The organism is Enterococcus olivae (genome assembly GCF_053760925.1).
On sequence record NZ_JBSMVT010000006.1, the window covers coordinates 60,354 to 85,967 of the forward strand.

Consider the following 25,614-nt stretch of genomic DNA (forward strand, 5'->3'; position numbering starts at 1 on the left):
TTTGATTATTCCCCATGAACAGGGTAACTGATTTGACGGTCGATTTTAAGGTAGGCTACTTCGGAAAGCAGTGTGTAAGGTATCGTATAGTAGTTTTTAGACTCGATCCTCGTATGACTTTCATTCAGCAAGATTTCTTCTCCCGATGTTTTCACAAGTACGATCTCAACGTCTGGGTTCTCTTCAAAAACATCTACTGATAAGGCGATCGGGGACAAGATGGGCTCCGAAAAAGAACCTCCTTCTGTTTCTACGTTCTGAAATGTCCTTGTTGGGAGGTCTTTACTGTCCGAAAAATCGACCAGCCATTCTCCTGAAGTTACCTGATAATCCAACTGCTCAAAGACATAACTATAGCTTTCGATCACATCCGACAGCTCGAAAATATACTCTAAATAATAAGCGTCTCCCACTTCTAAATTGACCGCTGTTTTACTATATTGGAAGGAATCCACTGGCAGGATTTTTTCTCCGTTCGTTTGATTGATTAGAAATACCGGTTCCTCAAGTACCTCTTTACGGACAGACGCTAGCGATTTTCCATAAGATCGACCGTAAAATTGAACATGAAGCTTTTCATCTCGCATGGCATAACCAGTAAGAGCATAAGGTTCCTCTTCATCAAAAGCCAAGAGATCTGAACGAATGCCCTCACTCTTATCATTGGAAGGCGAAACATTTTCCAACCATTCCACCTCTGTCGCCAATTGTTCGCTAGCGAAGGTCCCCTCCAAACGATATTCTTGCGGATCACTCAGCAACGCTGTCAGCTCAACACGATCCCGTAGCGTTGACAAAACAACCGCTGAGGAACGATGCTCATTTTCTACACTATGCCAAATTCCCCCTTCTGTCACCGGTACATTAAATGTTTTTCCCTTCGCTGTCTCCGCCTCGATCTGCAATGCTGCATAGTTGACTCCCTGATCTTTAAACGTGTCCAACACTCGAAGCGTCACGCCATTGCTTTCGATGAGAAAACTGTCTTCTGTTGAAATCAGCTGTGACGCACCCGCTCCAAAATAATGTTCATAGATTTCTGGAAGAATTTTCACAGTAGTAAAGCCCGAGATCAACACACCACCAAGTAGCAGTAACGAGAGTCGCCAAACATAGCGTTTTTGTCTACGAATGATTTTTCGAACGACTTGCTGCTCATCGACTTCATAAGCAATACCTTGCTGTTCCAAGAAATGATCCAACTGCTGTTCCTTATTCGTCTTCATTGTGTCCAGCCTCCTCGCAATAGTCAATCAGTTTCTTTTTCCCGCGGTAAATGCGATTGTTGACTTCTTTGATCGGAATCCCTAGCAATCGGCTGATCGTCTGTGGCTTCTCCTCATAAATGAACCGATGCAACAAAATTTCTCTCGTTTTTTCATCAAATCTCAGTATCGCCTCAAAGACATCGGAAATATCGACTGTGAAACCCAAATCTGACTCCAAAACACGCAATTCGTACAACTTTTTCATTTTTTTGAATTCACGCTGATTTTTGCGAATTTTATTTTTAGCCAAACTAATCGTCTTAACGATCAGGAAACTTTTCAAGGTACCCCGGTTTGGATCGAACTTTTTCGGTTTGTTCCAAAGACTGAAGAAAGCATCTTGAACGACCTCTTCGATCTCCAGCTGTCTTTGAGGTGTTTGTTCTGTTAAGACTGTTGCAGCAACGACATATAGCACTTTTCCATATGTCTGGATCACTTCCAGCAATGCAGCTTCTTCTCTATTTTTGATTCGATCAACCCACACTTCGTCCACTTTGCCGCCCCCTTCTCTCTATATACACCAGAACATCCAAAAATACTCACTGATTTCTGTTTTTCTCTTTCTCTCATTCTATGTTACACTTAATCCATCATTTTTAACTAGAGCAGGAGGCAATCTTCTTGGCACGAATCAACGATTTTTGCAAAAAAAACAAGCACTATATGCTAGCAAGTTTCTTTATCCCTTTGACAGTCATGGCGATCATTTATTTGACGATCGGCATTTATCCCGGCAGCAGTCGCAGCATTTTGGCGAGCGATGCTTTTTCACAATTTTCCAACTTCCACGCAAGTTTCCGCAATGTCTTGACCGGAAAACAAAGTCTTTTTTACAGCTGGAACGCATCATTAGGGCTCAATTACCTAGCGTTGATCTCTTATTATTTGGGTGGTTTTTTTACGCCGCTGGTTCTGTTTTTCCCTAATCAGTGGATGCCCGATGCCCTGTACTTTTTGACCTTGATCAAAATCGGCAGTGCCGGACTAGCTTTTTGGTTTTATGCCAAACATACCTTCCGCATTGACCGCTGGTACCATGTGGTTCTTGCTGTCTGCTATGCACTGATGTCCTTTGTCACCGCCCATTCAGAATTGATCATGTGGTTGGATGCCTTCGTTTATCTACCTCTAGTTATCTGGGGGATCGACCGATTGCTAAAGGAAAAGAAACCACGACTCTTATTCATCAGCTATTTCATGCTATTCTTCTCTAGCTTTTATATGGGCTTTATGATCGGTGTCTTTTCTTTCCTGTACTTTCTGATTCGTTTGATCAGCCACTGGAAAGACTACAAAAAGCGAATTTTACCCTATGGAATCACCTCACTGCTAGCTGGCGGCGCTTCGATGATCATCATCTTGCCTGCTGTATTGGATCTGCGGACGAATGGTGAAGAGTTGACAAAAATCACCACCTTCAAAACAGCCGCAACTGATATTTGGGACTTTTTCGTCAAAAACATGATTGGTGTTTACGACACCACTAAATACGGTTCGATTCCTTTTATCTATGTCGGACTGTTGCCCTTAGCCTTTTGTTTGTTGTACTTTCTTTCAAAAAAAATAGCCTTGAAGGAACGACTGCTGTTTGCCGGTTTGTTTGCCCTTTTGATCGCCAGCTTCTATATCGTTCCGTTAAACCTCTTTTGGCATGGGATGCATGCACCGAATATGTTTTTGTTTCGTTACGCTTATCTACTCTCCTTCTTGATCGTGATGCTTGCAGGTTATGGCTGGGAACAGCTAGCAGGCAACCATAAAAAATTGATAGGAATTCTGTTGGCATGGCTACTGGCCTTCACTGGAAGTTATTTTTCCTTGCCAACTGATAAATACGAATACTTAACCGTCTTTTCCTTTGGTTTGACCTTGACCTTTCTGCTGGTTTACAGCTTGATCCTGGGCTTTTATCACAAAGGAAAATTAACGAAAAAACGATTCATCCTATTTCTACTGTTATTTGTTTCTCTGGAAATGGCCGTCAACACTAATGGCACGATTCGGGGCATTCTCAATGACTGGAATTACGCTTCCCGTAGCTTGTATACCAAGCCTTATCCAGCAATCAAAGAACTGGTTGAGATCACTAAAGAGGCCAATGAACACTTTTATCGGATGGAAAATCTCGATCCAGTCTCATCCAACGACAGTATCAATTATGGCTACAGCAGTGTCGGCATGTTCTCTTCGATTCGCAATCGGCATTCTTCTAGCTATTTGAATCAGCTAGGCTTTCGTTCAAGAGGAACCAATCTAAATATTCGCTATCCTAACAATACACTTTTAATGGATGGCTTTGTTGGAATCAAATACAACATCGCCAAACAACCCATCAATAAATACGGCTTTTCAGAGATCCAGACAAGCGGTGATTATCAATTATACGAAAATCAACATCCGCTACCTCTTGGTTTCTTGGCTGATCCAGAAGTGGCCGAGCTCGAAGCCTTCGAAAATGACAATCTAGGTAGTCAAACCGATTTAATGAACGGTCTAGCGGGCTCACAGGAGCAATTCTATCGCTTTCATCCATTGACTGTCGTTGATTCGACGAATACAACGATCTCAACGACGGGCAACCAAACAAAATTTACAGAGGAAGTTGGTAACGAAGCCAAAGAAATCACCTGGGAAGTAACGGTTCCCGCTGGCTCCCAAGCGTATCTCAGTCTGTATCCGACTAATTTTTCCAAATTGAAAAGTTCCAGCGCAACCATCATGGTGGACGGCGAACAGCGTAAAACTCAGATCAATATCAATGGCCAGTATTACAATCTAGGCTATTTTGAAGAAACCACGACTTTCCAATTTGCTGCAAGTTTTTACGGAACAAAAGAAATTTCTTTCCAAAACCCACAAGTGTTGACCTTGGACACCCGTGCCTATCAACGGACAATCGATGCGATTCAAGAAAAAGGGGTCGACCTGACAATTGACAAACGAAGCGCTGAAGCCGTCGTCACTACCGAAAAAGAGCAGCTGTTGGTGACAACCATTCCCTATGACAAAGGATGGCGTGCCACGCTCGATGGTCAAAAAATCCCGATAGAGGCTTTTCAGGATGCTTTCATCAGCTTGTCGATCCCTGAAGGTACGCATACGATTCGTTTCACCTATCTTCCACAAGGATTTCTCCTTGGTACAGCTTTATTCATTAGCTGTCTCGGATTCTTCATTCTATTTGATCGCTATTACAACAAAAAAAATGGATCTGCAAATTGAGATCCATTTTTTATTTACATAAAGATCATCGAATCATTTGGCCGATCTTTGTTATTCAAAATTACTTTAAGATGCTCTTGATAATTCCAAACCTGGCCTGGCTGATTCAAAATACGATAGATCGAAATCGCCTGATGGCATTTTTTAAGTCCTCTCTCGTGTTCCCCCGCAATAATCTCATACCAACCCTTGAAAAATAGCAGTTGAGTACTGTCCGACAAATTGTCTTCATCTTTCAGCTTCTCCTCTAGCATAACCAGAACTTCTTGAGCCCACGATATTTTCCGGAAATTAAGAAAGACTGTAAAGCTCGAAAACAGCAATCTAGTCCGCGTCTCTCGCATGATCGGCAGCTGCTTTTCCTTTTCCGTTCGAGAGACCGCGATTGGCAACAATCGACGAACTGTTTCAACTGGGATCGCAAACTGCATCGAACGGAACAACAGAACCTCAAAAACACTCCAATTTTCAACCTGATACAAGTAGCGAATAATCGGACGAGTTTTTTGATACAGCTTTTCAAACAGACCCTCAACAATTGCTGAAACCTGCTCATTCGAAGGATTCTCCAGATGAGTCATATTAATCTGACCAATTTCCATCAAAATTTCGGTATAAATGACTAAAAATTCTTTCCATTTTCCATGGTATTGTTCCAACTCCGTCAATATCTGCTGGTAGTTTTCATAGGTCTGTCGCAAATTGTCTATTTTTTTCCAATCCTCTTCTTTGCTGTCGGCATAGAGAATCTTATCCAGCATGAGAAAGAAAGGGCTCGTCATATATGTTTGGATACTTTGGAGTTTGTCCTGCTGATTCAGAGAACGCAAATAAAGAAACTCTTCCATCGTCATATTGATATTTTCCAGCAACCGCTCCAAACGATTCAAAGAAATGTTCGACTCACCTTTCTCAAATTTACTGATAAAGGAAAGACTATTCATCTCATCTGATACCTTTTGCAGGCTTAGCCCCCGGTCTGTTCGCAATTGTCGGAACAATGCGCCTTCTTTCATATTTTCACCTTTTTTCTACTATAGTGGAAATTCATCTCTCCTTTATCTTACCTTGACTATACTAAAGTTACAACAAGAGTTTGGCCAAACTCGATCTACTAAAATTTTGTTCTTTTGAAATTTTAATACATTAAATGAAATAAGGATGCCAGTTCCACTTCCTAAGAATCCCAAGCTAGTGAGAGGGTAGGCGTAGAGAGAATCAACCTCGAATTTTCGGTTTTTGAAAATTTGAGTACATTAAATCGAAGTAGCACTCTGAACTCTAAACTAGTGAAATGGTATACGGCATTTCAATCAGACTAAAATTTCGGTTTTTGAAATTTTAATACATTAAACGAAATAAGGAGTGACTCTTGTAATGAATGTCTTTTTCAAAAATAAAGATTTTCAAAAATTAGTTTTAAACAGCCTACTATCGACAATGGGTGATTCTTTGTATTACATCGCTTTGATGACCTACGCCAGTCAGCTTCCTAAAGCAAATCTGGGGATCTCCATCGTTTCCTTTTCAGAATCCTTACCAACAATGTTTGGTTTATTTATCGGCAGCTATGCCGATGCCAGTCGCAATCGCAGTCAAAAGATGATTGGCAGTACCCTCCTGCGCAGCTTACTGTATTTCATAGTGGGGATTTTGATTGGTTTTGACGCCAGTCTCATGATTTTGACCGTTATCGCTATTCTCAATTTTCTCTCCGATGTCATTGGAAACTACTCCGAGGCATTAGGTTCTCCTTTTCTGCCATTGATCGTTCCAAAGAATGAGCTTGAGGAAGCACAAGGATTGCGAGGATCTATCGCCCAGACTGTTCGGATCGCAGCCAATTTTTTAGGTTCCGCTTTGATCGGGATCTTGTCTTTCCGTTTATTAGCCTGGATCAATAGCGCCGCTTTTTTATTAACAATTTTGATCCTACTCTCTCTAAGATCTCTTTTTCGGTCGTTGGAGGAAAAACATTTACAACGAACGGAAAAAATTTCCATGAGTCTTTTCTTCCGTCAAATCAAAACAGCTATCATGAATATCATTCAAAACAGACCCTTATTCAAGCTACTAATGATCTTTGCGATCGTCAACGCGATCTTTATGACGATCACTCCATTATTTTCTATGCTACTAGCACAATATCCTGACATGGTCATCAAAAATTTTCCATTCACACTGGCTTTGCTGCAGGGAATGGTTGCCATAGGCTCGATCGTTGGTGGAGTCATCGGTGTGAATGTCTTAAAAAATTATACCTTGTATCAATTGAATCCCTTTATTTCAATTTTAGCTGTTTTACTTTTATCGTTTATGTATCTACAAGAAACTTGGCTGATTCTGACTACCTTTTTATTTCTAGGCTTTTTGATCGGAGTGGCCAATCCTAAATTGAATGCTGCAATTCTAACCATCATTCCTTTAAATCAATTAGGAACGATCAGTGGTGGAATGAGCATGATCTTGATGAGTCTGCCGCCACTGTTCATTCTGATTTTTTCCGGGATTGTGACTGCCTTTTCTATTCAAACAGCTTTGATTTGCTTAGGAATGGTCAGTCTTGGATTGCTAGGGATCACCTATCATTCCCGCCACACGACCTACTGATCAAGAAGAATAGCATTGTTCCATTCGACTATTTTGCATCACACAACTAATGACATTTTTGAATAAGCAAAAAAACTGCGAGAGAAACTCACGCAGTTTTTTACATTTATTGATAGCTCAACGCACGTAGTGACTCGTCTGCTTTTTCAGCAGCCAGTCGACCCTCACGAATACCCCAAATAACTAAACTTGGTCCACGTCTTGCATCGCCCGCTACCATCACACGTTCATTGTTCGTTGTATAATCGTCATAGATCTCTTCGATACCAAATGTATCAAACAGGGTTGTTTCAGGACCTAAAAAGCCCATTGCGAGTAAAACAAGATCTGCTTTCAACACTTTTTTAGTAGCTTCGATCGGTTGGAAAGAAGCGTCTACTTGAACGGTTTCGATCCCAATCAGTTGGCCACGCTCAGCTCCGATAAAGGCACTTGTTGAAGTAGAATATGTTGTCAACGGTTCTTTATACAGGAATTCCGCTTCTTCTTGACCGTAACCTTTACGGCTAGTCATTGGATATTCTGGCCAAGGATTGTTTGGCAGTCTCTGACCAGGAAGTTCAGGCGTGATTTCCAGCTGTCTAACAGAAGCTGCGCCTTGACGCACCGCTGAACCGATACAGTCATTCCCTGTATCACCACCGCCAATAACAATCACATGCTTGCCTTCAAGTTTACGACTCGTTGCTTTTTTTCCGTATTTCAATACATCTTTTGTTGCTTCCGTCAAATAGTCGACAGCAAACTTAACTCCCTGTAATTCACGACCAGGAACCTTCAAGTCACGAGGAACACTGGCACCTGTTGCCAAGATCACTCGATCATAGCTCTCTTGTAGCTCTTCAGCTGTAATATCGCGACCAATCTCAGTATTGGCGATAAATTCGATTCCCAAATCTTCCATCAGATCGATTCGTCGTTGAACGATATCTTTGTCCAGCTTCATATTCGGGATCCCATACATCAATAAACCACCAAAACGATCACTGCGTTCATAAACAGTCACTTGATGTCCCAGCTGATTCAAACGCCAAGCGGCTGACAATCCAGCTGGACCACTTCCGACAACTGCTACTTTAAAGCCAGTTTGATCTTCTGTAGGTAAACCAGAGTCTCGCACCCAGTCATTTTCAAAAGCTGTATCAATAATGAAACGCTCATTGTCATGGATAGCTACACCTGAACCGTTCAATGCTTCCGTACAGCCTTTTTCACAAGGTGCCGGACAAACGCGTCCTGTCATTTCCGGTAAAGGATTGGTTCGAGCCAAACGTTCAAACGCAGCTTTGTAACGTCCCTTATAAACAAGGTCATTCCACTCAGGGATCAAATTATCATTCGGACAGCCAGATACTGCTCGCTGACCTCCGAAAAATGAGCCTGTATGGCAAAATGGGATGCCACAGTTCATACAACGTGCAGCTTGTTCCTTGCGTTCCTCTTCTGGAAGAGGTGTCTGCAATTCGCGCCAGTCGTAGATCCGTTCTTTCACCTCACGATAAGGATTGTCTTTTTTTGGATGTTTCAAAAAACCAAATGGATCTGCCATCTTGCCTCACTCCTCGTAATTTCTTTTAAAGTACTAAAATTTCTGTAACCCGAAATTTTAGTTTGATCGAAATGCCGCATACCATTCCACTTACTCTCTAAGAGCTCAAGCAGAGGGAACATCTTTTCCTACTGGGATCGATAATTGTGTACCGACAACTGCTTCAAAGGCTTTTGCCAATACTTCTTCTCCTGAGAATCCTGCCAAACGCATTTCTTCTGTTGCATCCACCATTTTATGGTATTCTTTCGGATACACTTTCACGAAATGTTGACGCTGTTCCTCCCAGTCTCCCAAAATCTCAGCAGCCTTCAATGAATCTGTGTAACTAAAATGTTTCTCGATCATCTCTTTCAGGACTGCATCGTCTCCTGCTTCATCCAAGCGATACAAATCAACCATCTCTTTGTTGCATTTTCCTTCGAATTGGTTTTCAGGATCATAGACGTAAGCAATCCCACCTGACATCCCTGCACCGAAATTCCGTCCTGTTTTGCCTAAAATAACAGCTACTCCGCCAGTCATGTACTCACAGCCATGATCGCCAACACCTTCTACGACAACACTTGCGCCACTGTTTCTAACACAGAATCGTTCGCCAGCCATTCCTCTAAAGTAGGCTTCTCCACGATTCGCACCAAAGCAGGCTACGTTCCCAACGATTGTTGAGTTTTCTACGTCATAACCAGCATCTTTCGGCGGCACGATAATCAAGCGTCCACCACTTAAACCTTTCGCTACATAGTCATTGGCTTCACCAATCAGCTTCAATTCCATCCCTTGAACAGTAAAGGCACCAAAGCTCTGTCCAGCGATTCCTGTATAGGTATAATTCAGCAAGCCAGGTGTTACCGAATAGTTACCGAAGCGTTCGGCAATCCAGCCGCCCATTCTACCACCAACTGTTCGCTGCACATTGTTGATCGGTTGTTCCACCGTAGTTTTCTGTCCTGATTCGATAGCAACCTGTGCATAAGAATCAAGATCCTTCCATTGGCGTTTTTCAAGAAACGGATCGACTGTTTTTCTTTCGATGCCTAAGCTCGTTCCGATCACTTTAGAAAAGTCTAGTGATTTAGCTTTTCCTTTCGCTACAAATCGTGGGACTAAGCATTCTGCATGTCCAACCATTTCATCGATCGTTTTGAAGCCTAGCTCCGCCATCACTTCACGTAAATCTTCTGCCAGATACATCATCATGTTGACTACATGTTCTGGTTTACCAGCAAAGAACTTACGCAATGCCGGATTTTGTGTAGCTACACCAACTGGACAAGTGTTTAAGCTACACACACGCATCATGACACAGCCAATGGCAACTAACGGTAGAGAAGCGAAGCTGTATTCTTCTGCACCCAAGAGTGCCGCTACAGCAATATCTCTTCCGGTCATCAATTTCCCGTCTGTTTCCAGAGTCATTCGTTGACGAAGATTGTTCATCATCAATGTTTGATGCGCTTCTGCTAAGCCCATTTCCCATGGAAGACCCGCATCACGGACCGCTGTCCGCGGTGAGGCTCCAGTTCCGCCATCGTATCCAGAGATCACGACAACGTCTGCTCCGGCTTTTACTACCCCAGTAGCAATCGTTCCAACACCTGTACTTGAAACTAATTTAACATTGATCTTTGCATAAGGATTGACTGTTTTTAAGTCATAGATCAACTGAGCCAGATCCTCGATCGAATAAATATCATGGTGAGGCGGTGGTGAGATCAGCTGTACACCCGGTGTCGAGCCACGAATTTCTGCGACCCAAGGGAAAGCTTTATTAGCGGGCAATTGTCCACCTTCACCTGGTTTCGCCCCTTGCGCCATTTTGATCTGTAATTCTTCCGCACTCATCAAATACTCTGCGTTTACTCCGAACCGTCCTGAAGCGATCTGTTTGATCTTACTATTGAAGTTACGTCCATCTGCCGTTGGTTTGAATCGCTCACGATGTTCGCCACCTTCACCACAGTTGGATTTGGCACCAATGCTGTTCATGCCTTCAGCGAGACATTTATGCGCTTCTTCACTCAATGAACCATAAGACATCGCTCCGACTTTAAAACGTTTAACGATCGTCGTCGCAGGCTCTACTTCTTCCAAAGCGATCGAAGGACGTGATTTTTTGAACATCCACATCGAACGCAGTGTGGTTGGTGATTCCAGCGCTTCTTTATTCATTTGGTCAGCATAGGCTTTGTACAGTTGATAATCTCCTGAACGAACAGCTTTTTGGAAATTGTAGATCGTTTTCGGATTATACAAGTGATGTTCCCCGTCCGCTTTGTACTGGAAGCTTCCGCCAGATGGTAGATAATCATTACTCTTTTCTCCGAATGCTGAGCTATAGCGTGCGCCATATTCTGTCTCGATCTGATTCAAGCTCAATCCGCCAATCCGAGAGGCTGTTCCTGAGAAGTACTTCTCTACAACATCAGTTGAGATCCCTACTGCCTCAAACAATTGTGCCCCATGATAACCGGCGATCGTCGAGATCCCCATACGAGACATAACCTTGATGATCCCTTTTTCACAGGCCTGACGATAGTTTTCAATCTTATCTGACAAACCAAAGTGATCAATCGTTGCATAAGCACCGTAAGGATGGATCCCACTGGCACCATAACCAACTAGTGTTGCATAATGGTGAATCTCACTGACTTCAGCCGTATCGACAACAATGGAAGCCATCGCGCCTTTTCTTTGACGAACCAAGTAGTTGTAAAGTCCTGAAACAGCAAGCAAGATTGGAATCGGTCGTTTGCCTTTCGTTGCATGACGGTCGGTCAAGATCAAGATCGTTGCGCCTTGATCGATCTTCGCTTCTGCTTCTCTAAACAAATGATCCAGTGCATGATATAAGCCATTCTGCTGTGTCTCAGAATAGTCATAAAGCACAGATTGTGTCGCTGTCTTTTGATTTTTACGTTTTAATTGCTGGATTTTCAAGAAATCTGCTGTACTTAGGATTGGACTGTCGATTTTTAATTTGCGACAATTTTGTTCCATGTCTTTTTCGATCTCACCGTCTCTACCTAAGAACAATTCTGTTCCGATAACCATTTTTTCACGGATCGCATCGATCGGTGGATTGGTAACTTGTGCGAATTGTTGTTTGAAATAGGTGAACAATGACTGTGGTCTTTCACTCAATACAGCTAGAGGTGAATCAAAGCCCATAGAGATAACTGGCTCTTCCCCTTTTTCAGCCATCGGAAGAATCAATGTCCGAATCACTTCATCCGTGTAACCAAACATTTTCCACATTGTAAGCAAGTCTTTTTCTGAGACCGCTTCTTCTTTTTCTTTCTCCGGTAATGCTTCCAAAGAAACCAATTGTTTGTCCAACCATTTCTGGTATGGATGTGCATTCGCATAATGCTCTTTGATTTCCTGATTGTGGCGAATTTTTCCTGTCGTTGTATCAACTAAGAACATATTCGCTGGCCCAAGCACCCCTTTTTCAACGATCGTAGAGGCTGGCAAGTCAACCACACCAGATTCCGAAGCCACTACAACAATTCCTTCATCTGTGATCCAATAACGAGAAGGACGTAAGCCGTTCCGGTCAAGTGTTGCCCCCACGATCTTTCCGTCTGTGAAACATAAAGCTGCCGGTCCATCCCATGGAGCCATGAAGCTTGCATTGTATTCGTTGAAAGCTGTCAGCTCTTGCGAAAGGTTGGCTGCTTTTGACCAAGCCTCTGGTACCATCATCATCAATGCTTGAGGAATGTCTCGACCATTACGGTAAAGGTATTCCAAGCAATTTTCCAATTTCGCTGAATCCGAGTTTTCTTCATCGTACATCTCGATCTGGTGACTGTGCATCCAGTTTTCTGCTCCTCGCAGCGTGTTGATCTCTCCGTTATGGGCAAGGAAACGGAACGGCTGCGCACGGTTCCAACTTGGGAACGTATTGGTTGAAAAGCGAGAATGGGTCAAGGCGATGCTTGTTTCCATCTCTGGATCCTGTAAGTCTGAGAAAAACAGACCGACTTGATAAGCATGCAACATTCCTTTATATACGATCGTCTGACTGGATAAGCTACAGATTGACAATTCATCTGGTCGATAGCTTTTTTCCAAGCTACGACGCAATGCATATAGCTGATCTTCAAATTCTCTGTCTGATTTGACGTCGATTGGTTTTTCGATAAATAGCTGCGCAAAGCTCGGCATCACTTTCTGAGCGCCTGGACCGCAATTATAAAACGCGTAAGGAACATCACGTTCCCATAACACACGGAAACCAGCAGCTGTGATATCTTTAGTGATTGCTTTTTGTAAAGAAAGTTTTTCTTCTTTTTCTTTCGGAAGGAAAAGCATTCCTACCGCATAATTCCCTTTTTCTGGGAGTACCACTTTATCGTTTAGCGCTTCTTTTTGAAAAAAGCGATCTGGCATAGCCATAAGGATGCCCGCACCATCACCTGTATCGGCTTCTGCTCCTGTTCCGCCGCGATGATTCATTCGTTCCAGCATGGTCAATGCATATTCCACCAATTTGCGTGAGGCACGCCCATCTCTTTGAGCGATAAATCCCATCCCGCAAGCATCTTTTTCAAATGAAGGATCATACATTGTTTGTTTTGCATCTAGAGTTTCCATACAAGCACCTTCTTTTTCTGAATAGTCTGAAAATAATTTCTATAAAAAAACGTCTGATGTGTCAGATTATATCACACAAATTTCGACTAACCAAGAAAAAAATTTCTGTTTTTCCATTAAGTAGGAAAAAACTAGATAGAGAAAAATAAAAACCACCCTCCATGTTAGATTTTCTGACATTTTAGATTGACAAGGAAAAAATTAATTGGTATAGTTCCAGTATAATTTGAAAGGATTCTAGTGTTAACAAGAAAACCAACTGTTCCGCTCTCCCTTTCAAATTAACACTAAAAGAGCTAAAAGGATGGGATACTATGACAAAAGCAACAAACACAGCAGCCGATATCCAAAAAATTGTTAAAGAAGAAAATGTACGATTCTTGCGCCTAATGTTTACAGATATTCTAGGAACAATCAAAAATGTGGAAGTACCAATCAGCCAATTAGACAAAGTGTTAGAGAACAAAATGATGTTCGATGGTTCTTCTATCGAAGGATTTGTTCGTATCGAAGAAAGTGACATGTATCTTTACCCTGACTTGAGTACTTGGATGATCTTCCCATGGGAAAGCGAACATGGCAAAGTAGCTCGTTTGATTTGTGACATTTATAATCCTGACGGTACACCATTTGCTGGAGACCCTCGTGGAAACTTAAAACGTGCCCTATCTGACATGGAATCACTAGGATTCACTTCTTTCAACTTAGGCCCTGAACCAGAATTTTTCTTATTCAAATTAAATGAACAAGGCGACATCACAACAGACTTGAACGACCAAGGTGGGTATTTTGATTTCGCACCAACTGACTTAGGTGAAAACTGCCGTCGTGATATCGTATTGGAATTAGAAAGCTTAGGCTTTGAAGTAGAAGCATCCCATCACGAGGTTGCACCTGGACAACATGAGATCGACTTTAAATATGCTAACGTCCTTGAAGCTTGTGACAACATCCAAACATTCAAATTAGTTGTTAAAACTATTGCTAGAAAACATGGTCTTCACGCTACTTTCATGCCAAAACCATTGTTTGGTATTAACGGTTCAGGTATGCACTGTAACATGTCATTATTCAAAGGATCAGAAAATGCCTTCTTTGATAAAGACAACGACATGCAATTGAGCGATACAGCGTATCAGTTCTTAGGAGGTCTATTAGAACACGCACGTGCCTTTACAGCAATTTGTAACCCAACAGTCAATTCATACAAACGTCTAGTTCCAGGCTTTGAAGCACCTGTTTACGTTGCATGGTCTGGAAGAAACCGTTCTCCATTGATTCGTGTACCAGAATCACGCGGACTTTCAACACGTTTGGAATTACGTTCTGTCGATCCTTCAGCTAACCCATACTTGGCAATGGCTGTTCTGTTACAATCAGGACTTGATGGAGTGAAAAGAGAGTTGACTCCTACACCTCCTGTAAACAGCAATATCTATGTAATGGACGAAGAAGAGCGCGAAGCAGCAAACATCTCTGACTTGCCATCCACTTTACACAATGCATTGAAGGAACTGCGTAAAGATAGCATCGTTAAAGAAGCTTTAGGCGAGCATATCTACAACAGCTTCCTTGTATCTAAACGCTTTGAATGGGATGCATACAAACAATCTGTTTCAGAATGGGAAAGAGAACAATATTTAGAGCTTTACTAAAAAAAAGCAGGAAATCATCACGATTTCCTGCTTTTTTTAATAGCGTACTTCTTTCAAATACAAACCTTCTGGATGCGCCGTCGGACCAGCTAAATTGCGGTCTTTTCCAGCAATGATTTCCGGCAGGCAATCGACTGGCATACGGTCGTTTCCAATCTTCAATAGCGTCCCCACCATGATACGTATCATCTTGTACAAAAAACCATCCCCACGAAAAGTAAAGAGCAATTCATCACCGGCCTCATTCACCGACAACTTTGCTTCATAAACTGTTCTTACCTTATCATCGACCGAACTTCCCGTGGAACAAAAAGAGGTAAAATCATGCGTTCCCAAGAAGTCAGGCAACGCTTGCTTGATCTTTTCGATATCGACAGGATAAGGGAAATAACTTGCATAGAATCGACGAAAAGGACTACGGGGTTTCCCGACATCCACTCTAAATTCATAAATTTTTTCCTTTACCAAATAGCGAGAATGAAAATTTTCCGCTACGATCTCTACTGATTTGACGGCAATATCTTCTGGTGTTTGTGTATCCAAACCAAAACGCATTTTTTCCAATGGCCGTTCGTAGGGAAAATCGAAATGGATCACTTGACCTGACGCATGGACCCCCGCATCCGTCCTTCCTGAACCGTGGATCTCCACGCGCTGATTCGCCATTTTCGTCAAAGTCTTCTCGACTTCCTCCTGAACTGTACGTCCTGTTGTTTGCCGTTGGAATCCGTTAAAATTCGTTCCATCATAGGCAATAATTGCTTTGTATCGAACCATCGTTAACTCCCTTCATCATTTCGAGACTGTGACACAAGCATGTTAAAAGGAAAATATCCGAACCATAGAAGATTGCTCCTGGACCCACTTGATCCTCTCGCAAATTCACCGAAATCAGTGAAATTCATTCTATCTCGTCCGGATATTTTTGTCTTGTTTTTACTTCTGCCATAATCTCAAGTTAATTTCTCAAATAAATCAAAGCGGCCGTCACGAGAACAAAAACGACGACTGTGATCGTATCTCTCATATACCAGTGCAGGACACGGTATTTACTGCGTCCCTCGCCTCCCTGATAGCCCCTTGCTTCCATTGCTGTTGCTAGATCATCTGCACGATTAAAGCTGCTCACAAACAAAGGAATCAGCAAAGGAACGATGGCTTTCATCTTCTGTACGAGATTACCTTCTCCAAAATCGACTCCTCGGGCACGCTGCGCATTCATGATCTTCTCAGTTTCATCCATCAATGTCGGTACGAAACGCAAAGCGATCGACAACATCAAAGAAATTTCATGAACAGGAAAGCGAATGGCCTTCAAAGGTCGAAGAATATATTCGATCGCATCAGACAATTCCAACGGTGCTGTTGTCAGTGTCAGTAGCGTCGACATAAAAATAATCAAGACAAAGCGACAAAAAATGAAAATCCCGTTTTGCAAACCAAACTCTGTCAGTCGGAAAATCCCCCATTGCCAGTAAACTTGTCCACCATTTGTAAAGAATATTTGTAAAGCCACGGTGAAGAGAATCAACCAAATCAGTGGACGTACACCACGAATAAAGAAACCGAAATCGACTTTTGATAGATAGACACCCGCTAGCGTAAACAGCGTCAACAAAAGATAGCTCTGCCAGTTATTCGCAAAAAAGATGATCCCAATAAAATAAAAACTTGCGACTAATTTGGTTCGAGGATCCAATCGATGGATCACGGAATCCCCCGGAATGTATCTTCCCAAAATCAGTTTATTCATCATGGGCAGATCCTCCTTGAATCAAAATAATATCCGCTAATGCTTCTGCTGTTAGTGGAAGCTCGTCAAATATCATCCCTTTTTCTTCCAAGAGTTGAGCAAATTCTGCAGCAGTTGGTACTCCTAGTTGTTTCTCACGCAGCCATTCTACATCTTGGAAAACAACAGCTGGTGTCCCATGTTTCACAATTTGCCCTTTTTCTAGAACATACATATAATCTGCAAAGTTGGCTACATCATCCATCAAATGAGTCACCAAAACAATTGTGATGTTCTTTTCGCGATGCAGTCGCTCAAACATTTCCATCATTTCTTTACGTCCCTGTGGATCCAGACCAGCAGTCGGCTCGTCTAATACTAAAACTTCGGGTTCCATTGCCAAAACACCGGCAATCGCCACCCGACGCATTTGCCCACCTGATAGATCAAAAGGGGAACGTTCTAGATAGCTTTCATCCAAGCCGACTAATTTCAAATTGTCTTTGGCCAGTAGTAATGCTTCTTCTTCTGATACACCAAAATTTTTCGGGCCAAAAGCAATATCTTTTGCTACTGTTTCTTCAAATAGCTGTGCTTCAGGAAATTGAAAGACGATACCGACTTTTTTGCGGATTGGTTTCAAATTTTTATTGTTCGTTTCAGGAGTAATCACGCGATCTCCAATATTGACTCTTCCTTCTGTTGGTTTTAATAAAGCATTCAAATGCTGCAGCAGCGTTGATTTCCCACTGCCGGTGTGCCCAACCAGAGCCGTATAGGAGCCTTCCTTGATATCTAGATCGATATCGAACAAGACTTTTTGTTCAAACGGTGAATGTGGTTGATAAGTAAAGTTTACTTTTTCAAAACGGATGTCCATAACCAGTCCACCATCCTTTCTTCCGTTAGATATTCTTCCGGAACTTGAATGCCACGCTCCTTCAGAGAATGCTTCAATTTTTCCGGGAATGGCAGATCCAATCCCATTTCAACTAGTTGAGGTCCAGCAGAAAAGATTTTTTCTGGAGTCCCTTCATCTACTAATTTCCCTTGACGCATCACCAACACCCGATTAGCATTGGCTGCTTCATCGATATCATGAGTAATCGATAAAACGGTCAAGTTATTCTCTTCTTTAATTTTTTTGATCGTTGTGATGACTTCCTCACGGCCTTCTGGATCTAGCATACTCGTTGCTTCATCTAGAATAATGATATCCGGACGCAATGCAACGACACCTGCGATCGCTACACGCTGCTTTTGTCCTCCAGACAGTCTCGCTGGTTCTCTGGTAGTAAAATTAGACATACGTACCTGTTCCAAGGCATGGGTCACTCGCTTGACCATTTCATCACGAGGAATCCCCTGATTTTCCATACCAAACGCCACATCGTCTTCAACTGTTGCTCCAACAAATTGGTTGTCCGGATTTTGAAAAACCATGCCGACCATTTTACGGATAGACCAAATGTTTTCTTCATTCAACTGATGATTTCCGACCTTGACTGTACCGCTTTCTGGAATCAAAAGACCATTGATCGTTTTTGCCAAGGTTGACTTGCCCGAACCATTGTGACCAATGATCGCCACCCACTCCCCTTGCCCAATCGAAAGAGAAACGTCCTCCAGTGCTGGACGCTGATCTGTGCGCTGATATTTGAATGTAAGATTGTTTAATTCAATAATTGGCTTCATATGTACTCCTTGATTTCGTCCTATTTCCATGTGGTAAACTACTTTATTTTTATTTCCAAATCGATTCTAATTAACACTACCAAAAAAAAGGCAAGATTTCAATTATTCTGAAGACTTTCAAGAGAAATTCAAGCTTTTTCTCATTCTCCATAATCTCAAGGTGTCTTGACAGGTATCGAGAATAAAAAAAAACACTTTTATGATGAGTGCATACCCCCTGAAAGTAATCCAGGGGGTAGCGCCGAGCTAGACTCGGAAGTTGCCTTCCAACATCATAACACTCTTAAAGTTCATCTACAAAGTGATGCTAAATGATGTTGCCATCATTTAGTAAGTGTAATTTTTAAACTAATTCTAGGATAACCATTGGTGCAGCATCTCCGCGTCTTGGTTCTGTCTTCAAGATACGTGTGTAGCCACCTTGGCGATCTGCATAACGAGGAGCAATGTCGTTGAATAGCTTTTGTAAAGCTGATTCGATAACGATTTCTTCGTCTTCTTCACGTACACTTGCTACTTCATTACGAACGAATGCAGCTGCTTGGCGACGTGCATGTAAATCACCGCGTTTTCCTAGAGTAATCATTTTTTCTGTAGTTGAGCGAACTTCTTTCGCACGAGCTTCAGTCGTAACGATGCGTTCGTTAATGATTAAATCAGTTGTTAAATCACGCAACATCGCTTTACGTTGGCTAGATGTGCGTCCTAGTTTACGATAACTCACGTGGTTTCCCTCCTTCGTAAAAATTAATCGTCTTTACGTAACCCTAAACCTAGATCATGTAATTTTGCTTTCACTTCTTCTAGAGATTTACGGCCTAAATTACGTACTTTGATCATTTCTGGCTCAGATTTATTTGTTAGTTCTTGTACAGTATTAATGCCTGCACGTTTTAGACAGTTATATGAACGAACAGATAAGTCTAGTTCTTCAATTGTCATTTCCAACATTTTTTCTTTTTGAGTTTCTTCTTTTTCAACCATGATTTCAGCGTTTTTCGCTTCATCTGTTAGGTTAACAAAGATGTCTAAATGTTCAGTCATGATTTTTGCAGCTAAACTCATTGCATCTAATGGCTCGATTGAACCATCTGTCCAGATTTCCATCGTTAATTTGTCGAAATCATCACGACGACCGACACGAGTGTTTTCTACTTGGTAGTTCACACGACGTACTGGTGTATAGATTGAATCGACTGGAAGAACACCGATTGGCATGTCTTCTTTTTTATTTTCGTCTGCTTGGACATATCCACGTCCCGGTCTAACCGTTAAACGAGCATGGAAGGTAGTCCCTTCAGCAACTGTACAAATGTACATATCTTTATTAAGGATTTCTACATCACTATCAACGATAATATCGCCGGCAGTTACAGTAGCTGGTCCTGTAATATCGATTTCAAGGGTCTTTTCTTCTTCACCGTACATTTTTAATGCAAGACCTTTGATATTCAAGATGATTTGAGCAACGTCTTCTCGAACACCCTTAACAGTTGAGAATTCGTGTAGGACTCCATCGATTTGAATATTAGTAATTGCTGCACCTGGTAGAGAAGATAACAAAATACGACGCAGGGAATTTCCTAGAGTAGTTCCGTAGCCTCTTTCAAGAGGTTCCACGATGAACTTTCCATAATCTTTCTCTTCATCAATTTTTGCGATTCTTGGTTTTTCGAATTCAATCATTCTTATCTCTTACCCCTTTCAAAACGAAAAGTGTCTTGTTCAATGACGTAATTATTGAAACTCAAAATGAGCGGCACTCATTAAACACGACGGCGTTTTGGAGGGCGGCATCCATTATGAGGAACTGGAGTCACGTCACGAATTGCAGTCACTTCCAAGCCTGCTGCTTGTAATGAACGAATTGCTGCTTCACGTCCTGAACCAGGACCCTTAACAGTTACCTCTACAGTTCTTAATCCGTGTTCCATTGCTGTTTTTGTTGCAGTTTCTGCTGCCATTTGAGCGGCAAAAGGTGTTGATTTTCTGCTTCCTCTGAATCCTAATGCACCAGCTGATGACCATGCTAAAGCATTACCATGAGTATCAGTGATCATCACAATTGTATTGTTGAATGTTGAATGGATATGCGCGATACCCGCTTCAATATTCTTTTTCACACGGCGTTTACGACTCACTTTTTTTGCTGCCATGAAGTTTTAACCTCCTTCACTTAGGAATTATTTTTTCTTGCCTGCGACTGTTTTAGTCGGGCCTTTACGAGTACGTGCATTGTTTTTCGTGTTTTGTCCACGAACTGGCAATCCACGACGATGACGGATTCCACGGTATGAACCGATTTCCATCAAACGCTTGATGTTTAGGTTAACTTCACGACGTAAGTCACCTTCAACTTTTAGTTTATCAATTTCCGCACGGATAGCGTCTGTTTGTTCATTCGTTAGATCACGAACACGAACGTCTTCAGAAACGCCAGCACTTGCTAGAACTTGTTTTGCAGTCGTGTTACCAATACCATAGATATAAGTAAGAGAAACGACTACACGTTTATCACGAGGAATATCTACTCCTGCAATACGAGCCATATCTTGTTACACCTCCGATTATCCTTGACGTTGTTTATGCTTTGGATTTGCTGGGCAAATCACCATAACGCGTCCATTACGACGAATTACTTTACAATGTTCGCACATTGGTTTTACTGATGGTCTTACTTTCATGATAATACCTCCTGTGGTTTTACGGAGTACAATTATTTAAAACGATAAGTAATACGGCCACGGCTCAAGTCATAAGGTGATAGTTCGACTGTCACCTTGTCTCCAGGTAGAATACGAATGTAGTGCATTCTAATTTTACCAGAAACAGTAGCAAGAACTTGGTGTCCATTTTCCAATTCGACTTTAAACATTGCATTCGGCAAAGTTTCGACGACTGTACCTTCGACTTCAATCATATCTTCTTTTGCCACGCACAGTACCTCCTTGTACTTGTTTCGCATTTTCACACGATAAAATGGCGGAAACCAGTGTTCCCACCTTAATTCTCAAAACATTCTTCTAATTTCTTAGAAGTCGGACTGATACATTTTAGCATAATATATCATACTTAGCAAGAGAAAGTTCCCAAATTGCAAGTCGGAATGCGGGCAATCGATCGTTACTCGATGATATTTTTTACATCTGCAAATACAGCATCGATTTCACGATTACCGTCAATTGACTGCAATAAACCTTTTTCTTTGTAGTACGCTAAAATTGGTTCACTACTTTTCACATTGACAGCTAGACGATTTTTGACCGTCTCAGGCTTATCATCTTCTCGTTGATAGAATTCATGTCCACCGCAGCGATCACAAGTACCTTCCACTTTTGTAGGGTTGAATACTTTATGATAGGTTGCGCCACACTCACGACACATATAGCGTCCTGCTAAACGATCAACAAGAATTTCTTCAGGGACATGAATTTCGACAACTGCATCGATCTCTTTTCCAAGATCCTTCATCATTGCATCTAGCGCTTGTGCTTGATCCAATGTCCGAGGGAACCCGTCTAACAAGAAACCTTTGTCTGTATCCGATTCAGCCAAACGTTCTTTTACGATGCCGTTTGTTACTTCGTCGGGTACCAGTTCACCTTTATCCATGTATGATTTTGCTTCCAGGCCAAGAGCTGTTTCATTGGCCATAGCGGCACGAAACATGTCGCCCGTTGAAATATGCGGAATCGCGTACTCAGCAATGATTCTTTCTGCTTGAGTGCCTTTCCCAGCACCGGGTAGTCCCATTAAAATGAGGTTCATTTTAATCTCCTCCTGTAAGTTTTTGAATAGTGTTGAGGAAATCCTCAACACCAAAAACTTTAATTGATGAAACCAGTATATTTACGTTTCAGCATAAGACCTTCTAGCTGCTTAGCAGTTTCCAGCGCTACACCAATAACGATCAATAGACTTGTTCCTCCCAAACCAATCGACTGCGGAAGATTCCAAAGCATTTGCGCCACGATTGGCAACAATGCAACGAGTCCTAAAAAGATAGAACCTACCGTACTCAAGCGCATCAAAAGTTTTGAGACATATTCTTCTGTTCCTTTACCTGGACGAACACTAGGAATATAGCTACCTTGCTTTTGCAAGTTTTCAGCCAGTTTCTCAGGATTGACCTGAACAAAAGCATAGAAGAACGTAAAGCCAACAATTAGTACAGTATACAAAATTGCCCCAGGGACAGTATTGTAACTGAACAACATTTGAACGATCTCAAACCAAGTCTCACCTTGGAATGACGTAAATGCCTGTAATACCGAGCTTGGTAATGTCACTAATGAACTGGCGAAGATAACCGGGATCACCCCTGCTGCATTTACTTTCAAAGGAAGGTAACTGCTTGTTGGTGCTCCGGCTACTCGTTTCGTATATTGAATCGGGATCTTGCGTTCTGCTTGTTGGACATACGTTACAAATGTAATGATGGCCAATACAGCGATCACTAGAAGTACCATAAAAATGGCAGACTTCCATATCTCCGATGAATCAATATTGATAAAGTAGTCTTCGATCAGTGCCTTGATATCGACTGGCAACCGTGAAATAATCCCTGCGAAGATGATCATTGACACGCCGTTACCGATACCTTTTTCAGTGATTTGCTCACCTAACCAAGTAACAAACATCGTTCCGGTCATCAAAATAATACCGATCGAGACATAAGTCCCCACCGTTGGATTAGGCAAGAAACCTAATTGAGTCCAGTACTGAAATCCAGCAACTAAGCCCATCGATTGCAAAAATCCTAAGATCAATGTCAAATAACGGGTTGCCTGATTCAACTTTTTCCGACCGACTTCTCCTTGTTTTGACCACTCAACGAATTTCGGCACGATATCCATTTGCATCAATTGAACAACAATCGATGCCGTGATATAAGGCGAAACTCCCATGGCGAAAATAGAGAAGTTTTGCATAGCACTCCCGCTGACCAAATCTAGCATACTAAGAAATGGCAGACTTGAAAGGCTTTGCAGTCTTGAAGCGTCCACACCTGGCACAGTAATATGTGTGCCTAGACGAAAGACGAACAAGATGAAGACCGTGAATATAATCCTTGTTCTAATATCCTTGACTTTAAAAGCATCCTTTAAAAGTTTTAACATTAGATCACCTCGATTGATCCACCAGCAGCAACGATTGCTTCTTCAGCTGCTTTAGAAAATTTAGCTGCTTTCACAGTTAATTTTTTAGTTAATTCACCGTTTCCTAACACCTTGATTCCAGCTTTTTCGTTTTTAACGATTCCAGCTTCAACTAAAGTTACAGGAGTTACTTCAGTTCCGTCTTCAAAGCGATTTAGAAGGTCAAGATTGACTACTGCATATTCTTTACGGTTAACGTTTGTGAATCCACGTTTTGGCAAGCGACGGAACAATGGTGTTTGTCCACCTTCAAAGCCTAAACGCACTCCACCACCTGAACGAGCTTTTTGACCTTTTTGTCCGCGTCCAGCTGTTTTTCCGTTACCAGATGATGTACCACGACCTACGCGGTTACGTACGTGACGTGATCCTTCTGCAGCTTTTAATTCATGAAGTTTCATGGGTTGGCACCTCCTTAATCAAAGTAAATCTTTCAATGATACTTAAATTTCTTCTACGTCCACTAAGTGAGCTACAGTGTTAACCATGCCTTTGATTGCATCATTAGCAGGTTTAACAACAGTGCTGTTCACTTTACCTAGACCTAACGCTTTAACAGTATCGCGTTGGTTTTGAGGACGTCCAATAATACTGCGTTTTAAAGTAATTTTTAATTCAGCCATTATATTTGTCCTCCTTAACCGATCAATTCTTCTACTGATTTGCCGCGAAGTGCTGCCACTTCTTCAGCGCGTTTTAATTGTTTCAAACCATCAACTGTTGCACGAACAACGTTGATAGGTGTGTTTGAGCCTAATGATTTAGATGTGATATCAGCTACCCCAGCTAATTCCAATACGGCACGAACAGGTCCACCAGCGGCTACCCCAGAACCTTCTACAGCAGGTTTCATTAGGATACGTCCACCACCGAATACACCGATAACTTCGTGTGGGATCGTAGAACCAACCATTGGTACTTCAATCAAGTTTTTCTTAGCGTCTTCGATTGCTTTACGGATCGCTTCTGGTACTTCTTGTGCTTTACCAGTACCAAATCCTACGTGTCCGTTTTTGTCACCGACAACAACTAAAGCTGCGAAACGTAAACGACGTCCACCTTTAACAACTTTTGTTACACGGTTGATCGCAACGACGCGGTCTTCTAATTCCAAGTGTTTTGGATCAATATAAACCATGAATGGTGTTCCTCCTTCTTCTAAAATTCTAGTCCATTTTCGCGAGCTGCTTCAGCTAAAGCTGCTACGCGGCCATGGTAAAGGTATCCACCACGGTCAAAGACTACTACTTTAATACCTTTTGCTGCTGCACGTTCTGCTACTAATTTACCAACAGTTTGTGCTTGTTCAACTTTTGTTCCACCTGAAATTTCTTTATCCAAGGCAGAGGCACTTGCTAGCGTCACACCCGCTACGTCATCAATTACTTGCGCGTAGATGTTTTTGTTAGAACGGAAAATGTTCAAGCGTGGGCACTCAGCAGTACCAGAGATTTTGTTACGTACACGTTTATGTCTTTTCTGACGTGTTTTATTTTTATCTGGTTTTGTAATCACAATTGTCACCTCTTTGTTTTTGCTAGCCTAAGCTGCGAATCGTAAAACTTGTTTACGATTATTTACCAGTTTTACCTTCTTTACGACGTACGAATTCACCAACATAGCGAATACCTTTGCCTTTGTAAGGTTCTGGAGGACGAACGCCACGGATGTTAGCTGCAAATTCGCCAACAACTTCTTTGTTCGTGCCTGATACAACGATTGAAGTATTTGATGGTACTTCAACTGTAATTCCAGCTGGTGCATTCATTTCTACTGGATTTGAGAAACCTACGTTCAATACAAGTTTTGAACCTTGCAATTGAGCACGGTACCCAACCCCGATAAGTTCCAATCCTTTTTTGAAACCTTCGCTTACGCCAACAACCATGTTATTGAAGTTTGCACGAGTAGTTCCGTGGATTGTTTTCATTTCTTTGCTGTCATCTGGACGAGTGAAAGTTACTTCGTTTCCTTCGACATTGATAGTAATGTCTGAAGAGAAAGTACGAGTCAATTCACCTTTAGGTCCTTTAACTGTAACGTCGTTTCCAGCTTGCTTGACTTCAACGCCAGCAGGTAAAACGACTACTTTATTACCGATACGACTCACGTAGAGACA

The 25,614-nt window shown here is 41.9% G+C and carries 25 protein-coding genes; 3 read left to right on the top strand and 22 right to left on the bottom strand.

The window, feature by feature from the left end:
* Positions 1 to 5: 5 nt before the first annotated feature.
* A complete protein-coding gene (locus ACWODM_RS05955; RefSeq protein WP_455320462.1) occupies positions 6 to 1,226 on the bottom strand; it encodes a hypothetical protein in 1,221 nt (406 codons plus the stop codon).
* A complete protein-coding gene (locus tag ACWODM_RS05960; RefSeq protein ID WP_455320463.1) occupies positions 1,213 to 1,764 on the bottom strand; it encodes an RNA polymerase sigma factor in 552 nt (183 codons plus the stop codon). The genes ACWODM_RS05955 and ACWODM_RS05960 overlap by 14 nt, the downstream gene beginning before the upstream one ends.
* Before the next feature lie 128 nt (positions 1,765 to 1,892).
* Between ACWODM_RS05960 and ACWODM_RS05965 the strand changes: the two genes are divergently transcribed.
* Complete coding sequence (locus tag ACWODM_RS05965; RefSeq protein WP_455320464.1) at positions 1,893 to 4,493, top strand: YfhO family protein; 2,601 nt, start codon at positions 1,893 to 1,895, stop codon at positions 4,491 to 4,493.
* Between the two features lie 14 nt (positions 4,494 to 4,507).
* Here the strand turns inward: ACWODM_RS05965 and ACWODM_RS05970 are convergent, their stop codons facing one another.
* Positions 4,508 to 5,509 (bottom strand): Rgg family transcriptional regulator, encoded by a 1,002-nt coding sequence (locus ACWODM_RS05970; RefSeq protein ID WP_455320465.1) that lies wholly within the window; start codon positions 5,507 to 5,509, stop codon positions 4,508 to 4,510.
* Positions 5,510 to 5,870: 361 nt separating this feature from the next.
* Here ACWODM_RS05970 and ACWODM_RS05975 point away from each other — a divergent pair, with 361 nt between their 5' ends.
* Complete coding sequence (locus ACWODM_RS05975) at positions 5,871 to 7,103, top strand: MFS transporter (protein WP_455320466.1); 1,233 nt, start codon at positions 5,871 to 5,873, stop codon at positions 7,101 to 7,103.
* Positions 7,104 to 7,209: 106 nt separating this feature from the next.
* Here ACWODM_RS05975 and ACWODM_RS05980 read toward each other — a convergent pair whose 3' ends face one another.
* Complete coding sequence (locus tag ACWODM_RS05980; protein WP_455320467.1) at positions 7,210 to 8,652, bottom strand: glutamate synthase subunit beta; 1,443 nt, start codon at positions 8,650 to 8,652, stop codon at positions 7,210 to 7,212.
* A 105-nt stretch (positions 8,653 to 8,757) separates the two neighbouring features.
* Positions 8,758 to 13,254: a glutamate synthase large subunit gene (gene gltB / locus ACWODM_RS05985; RefSeq protein ID WP_455320468.1), complete on the bottom strand. Its 4,497-nt coding sequence runs from the start codon at positions 13,252 to 13,254 to the stop codon at positions 8,758 to 8,760.
* A gap of 314 nt (positions 13,255 to 13,568) precedes the next feature.
* On the opposite strand from gltB, the gene glnA reads away from it, so the two are divergent.
* The gene (gene glnA, locus ACWODM_RS05990) at positions 13,569 to 14,909 is read left to right on the top strand and encodes a type I glutamate--ammonia ligase (protein WP_455320469.1); all 1,341 of its coding nucleotides are present in this window, start codon (positions 13,569 to 13,571) and stop codon (positions 14,907 to 14,909) included.
* A gap of 36 nt (positions 14,910 to 14,945) precedes the next feature.
* Here glnA and truA read toward each other — a convergent pair whose 3' ends face one another.
* From truA to rplF, 17 genes are all read right to left on the bottom strand, one after another.
* Positions 14,946 to 15,686 (bottom strand): tRNA pseudouridine(38-40) synthase TruA, encoded by a 741-nt coding sequence (gene truA, locus ACWODM_RS05995; RefSeq protein ID WP_455320470.1) that lies wholly within the window; start codon positions 15,684 to 15,686, stop codon positions 14,946 to 14,948.
* A gap of 181 nt (positions 15,687 to 15,867) precedes the next feature.
* Positions 15,868 to 16,665 carry an energy-coupling factor transporter transmembrane component T family protein gene (locus tag ACWODM_RS06000; RefSeq protein ID WP_455320471.1) on the bottom strand — a complete coding sequence of 266 codons (798 nt, stop codon included), beginning with the start codon at positions 16,663 to 16,665 and terminating at the stop codon, positions 15,868 to 15,870.
* A complete protein-coding gene (locus ACWODM_RS06005) occupies positions 16,655 to 17,521 on the bottom strand; it encodes an energy-coupling factor ABC transporter ATP-binding protein (RefSeq protein WP_455320472.1) in 867 nt (288 codons plus the stop codon). Before ACWODM_RS06005 ends, ACWODM_RS06000 begins: the two co-directional genes overlap by 11 nt.
* Entirely contained in the window at positions 17,497 to 18,336 is an 840-nt protein-coding gene (locus ACWODM_RS06010) for an energy-coupling factor ABC transporter ATP-binding protein (protein ID WP_455320473.1), read from the bottom strand. The genes ACWODM_RS06005 and ACWODM_RS06010 overlap by 25 nt, the downstream gene beginning before the upstream one ends.
* Positions 18,337 to 18,679: 343 nt before the next feature.
* Positions 18,680 to 19,060 (bottom strand): 50S ribosomal protein L17, encoded by a 381-nt coding sequence (gene rplQ / locus ACWODM_RS06015; protein ID WP_455320474.1) that lies wholly within the window; start codon positions 19,058 to 19,060, stop codon positions 18,680 to 18,682.
* A 23-nt stretch (positions 19,061 to 19,083) separates the two neighbouring features.
* Complete coding sequence (locus ACWODM_RS06020; RefSeq protein WP_455320475.1) at positions 19,084 to 20,022, bottom strand: DNA-directed RNA polymerase subunit alpha; 939 nt, start codon at positions 20,020 to 20,022, stop codon at positions 19,084 to 19,086.
* A gap of 80 nt (positions 20,023 to 20,102) precedes the next feature.
* Positions 20,103 to 20,492, bottom strand: a complete 390-nt coding sequence (gene rpsK, locus ACWODM_RS06025; protein WP_455320476.1) for a 30S ribosomal protein S11 — start codon at positions 20,490 to 20,492, stop codon at positions 20,103 to 20,105.
* 27 nt (positions 20,493 to 20,519) lie between these two features.
* Entirely contained in the window at positions 20,520 to 20,885 is a 366-nt protein-coding gene (rpsM, locus tag ACWODM_RS06030; protein ID WP_455320477.1) for a 30S ribosomal protein S13, read from the bottom strand.
* Positions 20,886 to 20,903: 18 nt separating this feature from the next.
* Positions 20,904 to 21,020: a 50S ribosomal protein L36 gene (gene rpmJ / locus ACWODM_RS06035; protein ID WP_010742772.1), complete on the bottom strand. Its 117-nt coding sequence runs from the start codon at positions 21,018 to 21,020 to the stop codon at positions 20,904 to 20,906.
* Positions 21,021 to 21,052: 32 nt separating this feature from the next.
* Positions 21,053 to 21,271, bottom strand: a complete 219-nt coding sequence (gene infA / locus ACWODM_RS06040; protein ID WP_010767960.1) for a translation initiation factor IF-1 — start codon at positions 21,269 to 21,271, stop codon at positions 21,053 to 21,055.
* A 188-nt stretch (positions 21,272 to 21,459) separates the two neighbouring features.
* Complete coding sequence (locus ACWODM_RS06045) at positions 21,460 to 22,104, bottom strand: adenylate kinase (RefSeq protein WP_455320478.1); 645 nt, start codon at positions 22,102 to 22,104, stop codon at positions 21,460 to 21,462.
* Positions 22,105 to 22,163: 59 nt separating this feature from the next.
* Positions 22,164 to 23,456 carry a preprotein translocase subunit SecY gene (gene secY, locus ACWODM_RS06050; RefSeq protein WP_455320479.1) on the bottom strand — a complete coding sequence of 431 codons (1,293 nt, stop codon included), beginning with the start codon at positions 23,454 to 23,456 and terminating at the stop codon, positions 22,164 to 22,166.
* Positions 23,456 to 23,896 (bottom strand): 50S ribosomal protein L15, encoded by a 441-nt coding sequence (rplO, locus tag ACWODM_RS06055; RefSeq protein WP_455320480.1) that lies wholly within the window; start codon positions 23,894 to 23,896, stop codon positions 23,456 to 23,458. The genes secY and rplO overlap by 1 nt, the downstream gene beginning before the upstream one ends.
* A 42-nt stretch (positions 23,897 to 23,938) precedes the next feature.
* On the bottom strand, positions 23,939 to 24,118 hold the full coding sequence (gene rpmD / locus ACWODM_RS06060; RefSeq protein WP_455320481.1) for a 50S ribosomal protein L30: 180 nt from the start codon (positions 24,116 to 24,118) through the stop codon (positions 23,939 to 23,941).
* A 14-nt stretch (positions 24,119 to 24,132) separates the two neighbouring features.
* Positions 24,133 to 24,633, bottom strand: a complete 501-nt coding sequence (gene rpsE, locus ACWODM_RS06065; RefSeq protein WP_455320482.1) for a 30S ribosomal protein S5 — start codon at positions 24,631 to 24,633, stop codon at positions 24,133 to 24,135.
* A 20-nt stretch (positions 24,634 to 24,653) separates the two neighbouring features.
* Positions 24,654 to 25,010 (bottom strand): 50S ribosomal protein L18, encoded by a 357-nt coding sequence (rplR, locus tag ACWODM_RS06070; protein ID WP_455320483.1) that lies wholly within the window; start codon positions 25,008 to 25,010, stop codon positions 24,654 to 24,656.
* 58 nt (positions 25,011 to 25,068) lie between these two features.
* Positions 25,069 to 25,605, bottom strand: coding sequence for a 50S ribosomal protein L6 (rplF, locus tag ACWODM_RS06075; protein ID WP_455320484.1), 537 nt, complete (start codon positions 25,603 to 25,605; stop codon positions 25,069 to 25,071).
* Positions 25,606 to 25,614: the final 9 nt, after the last annotated feature.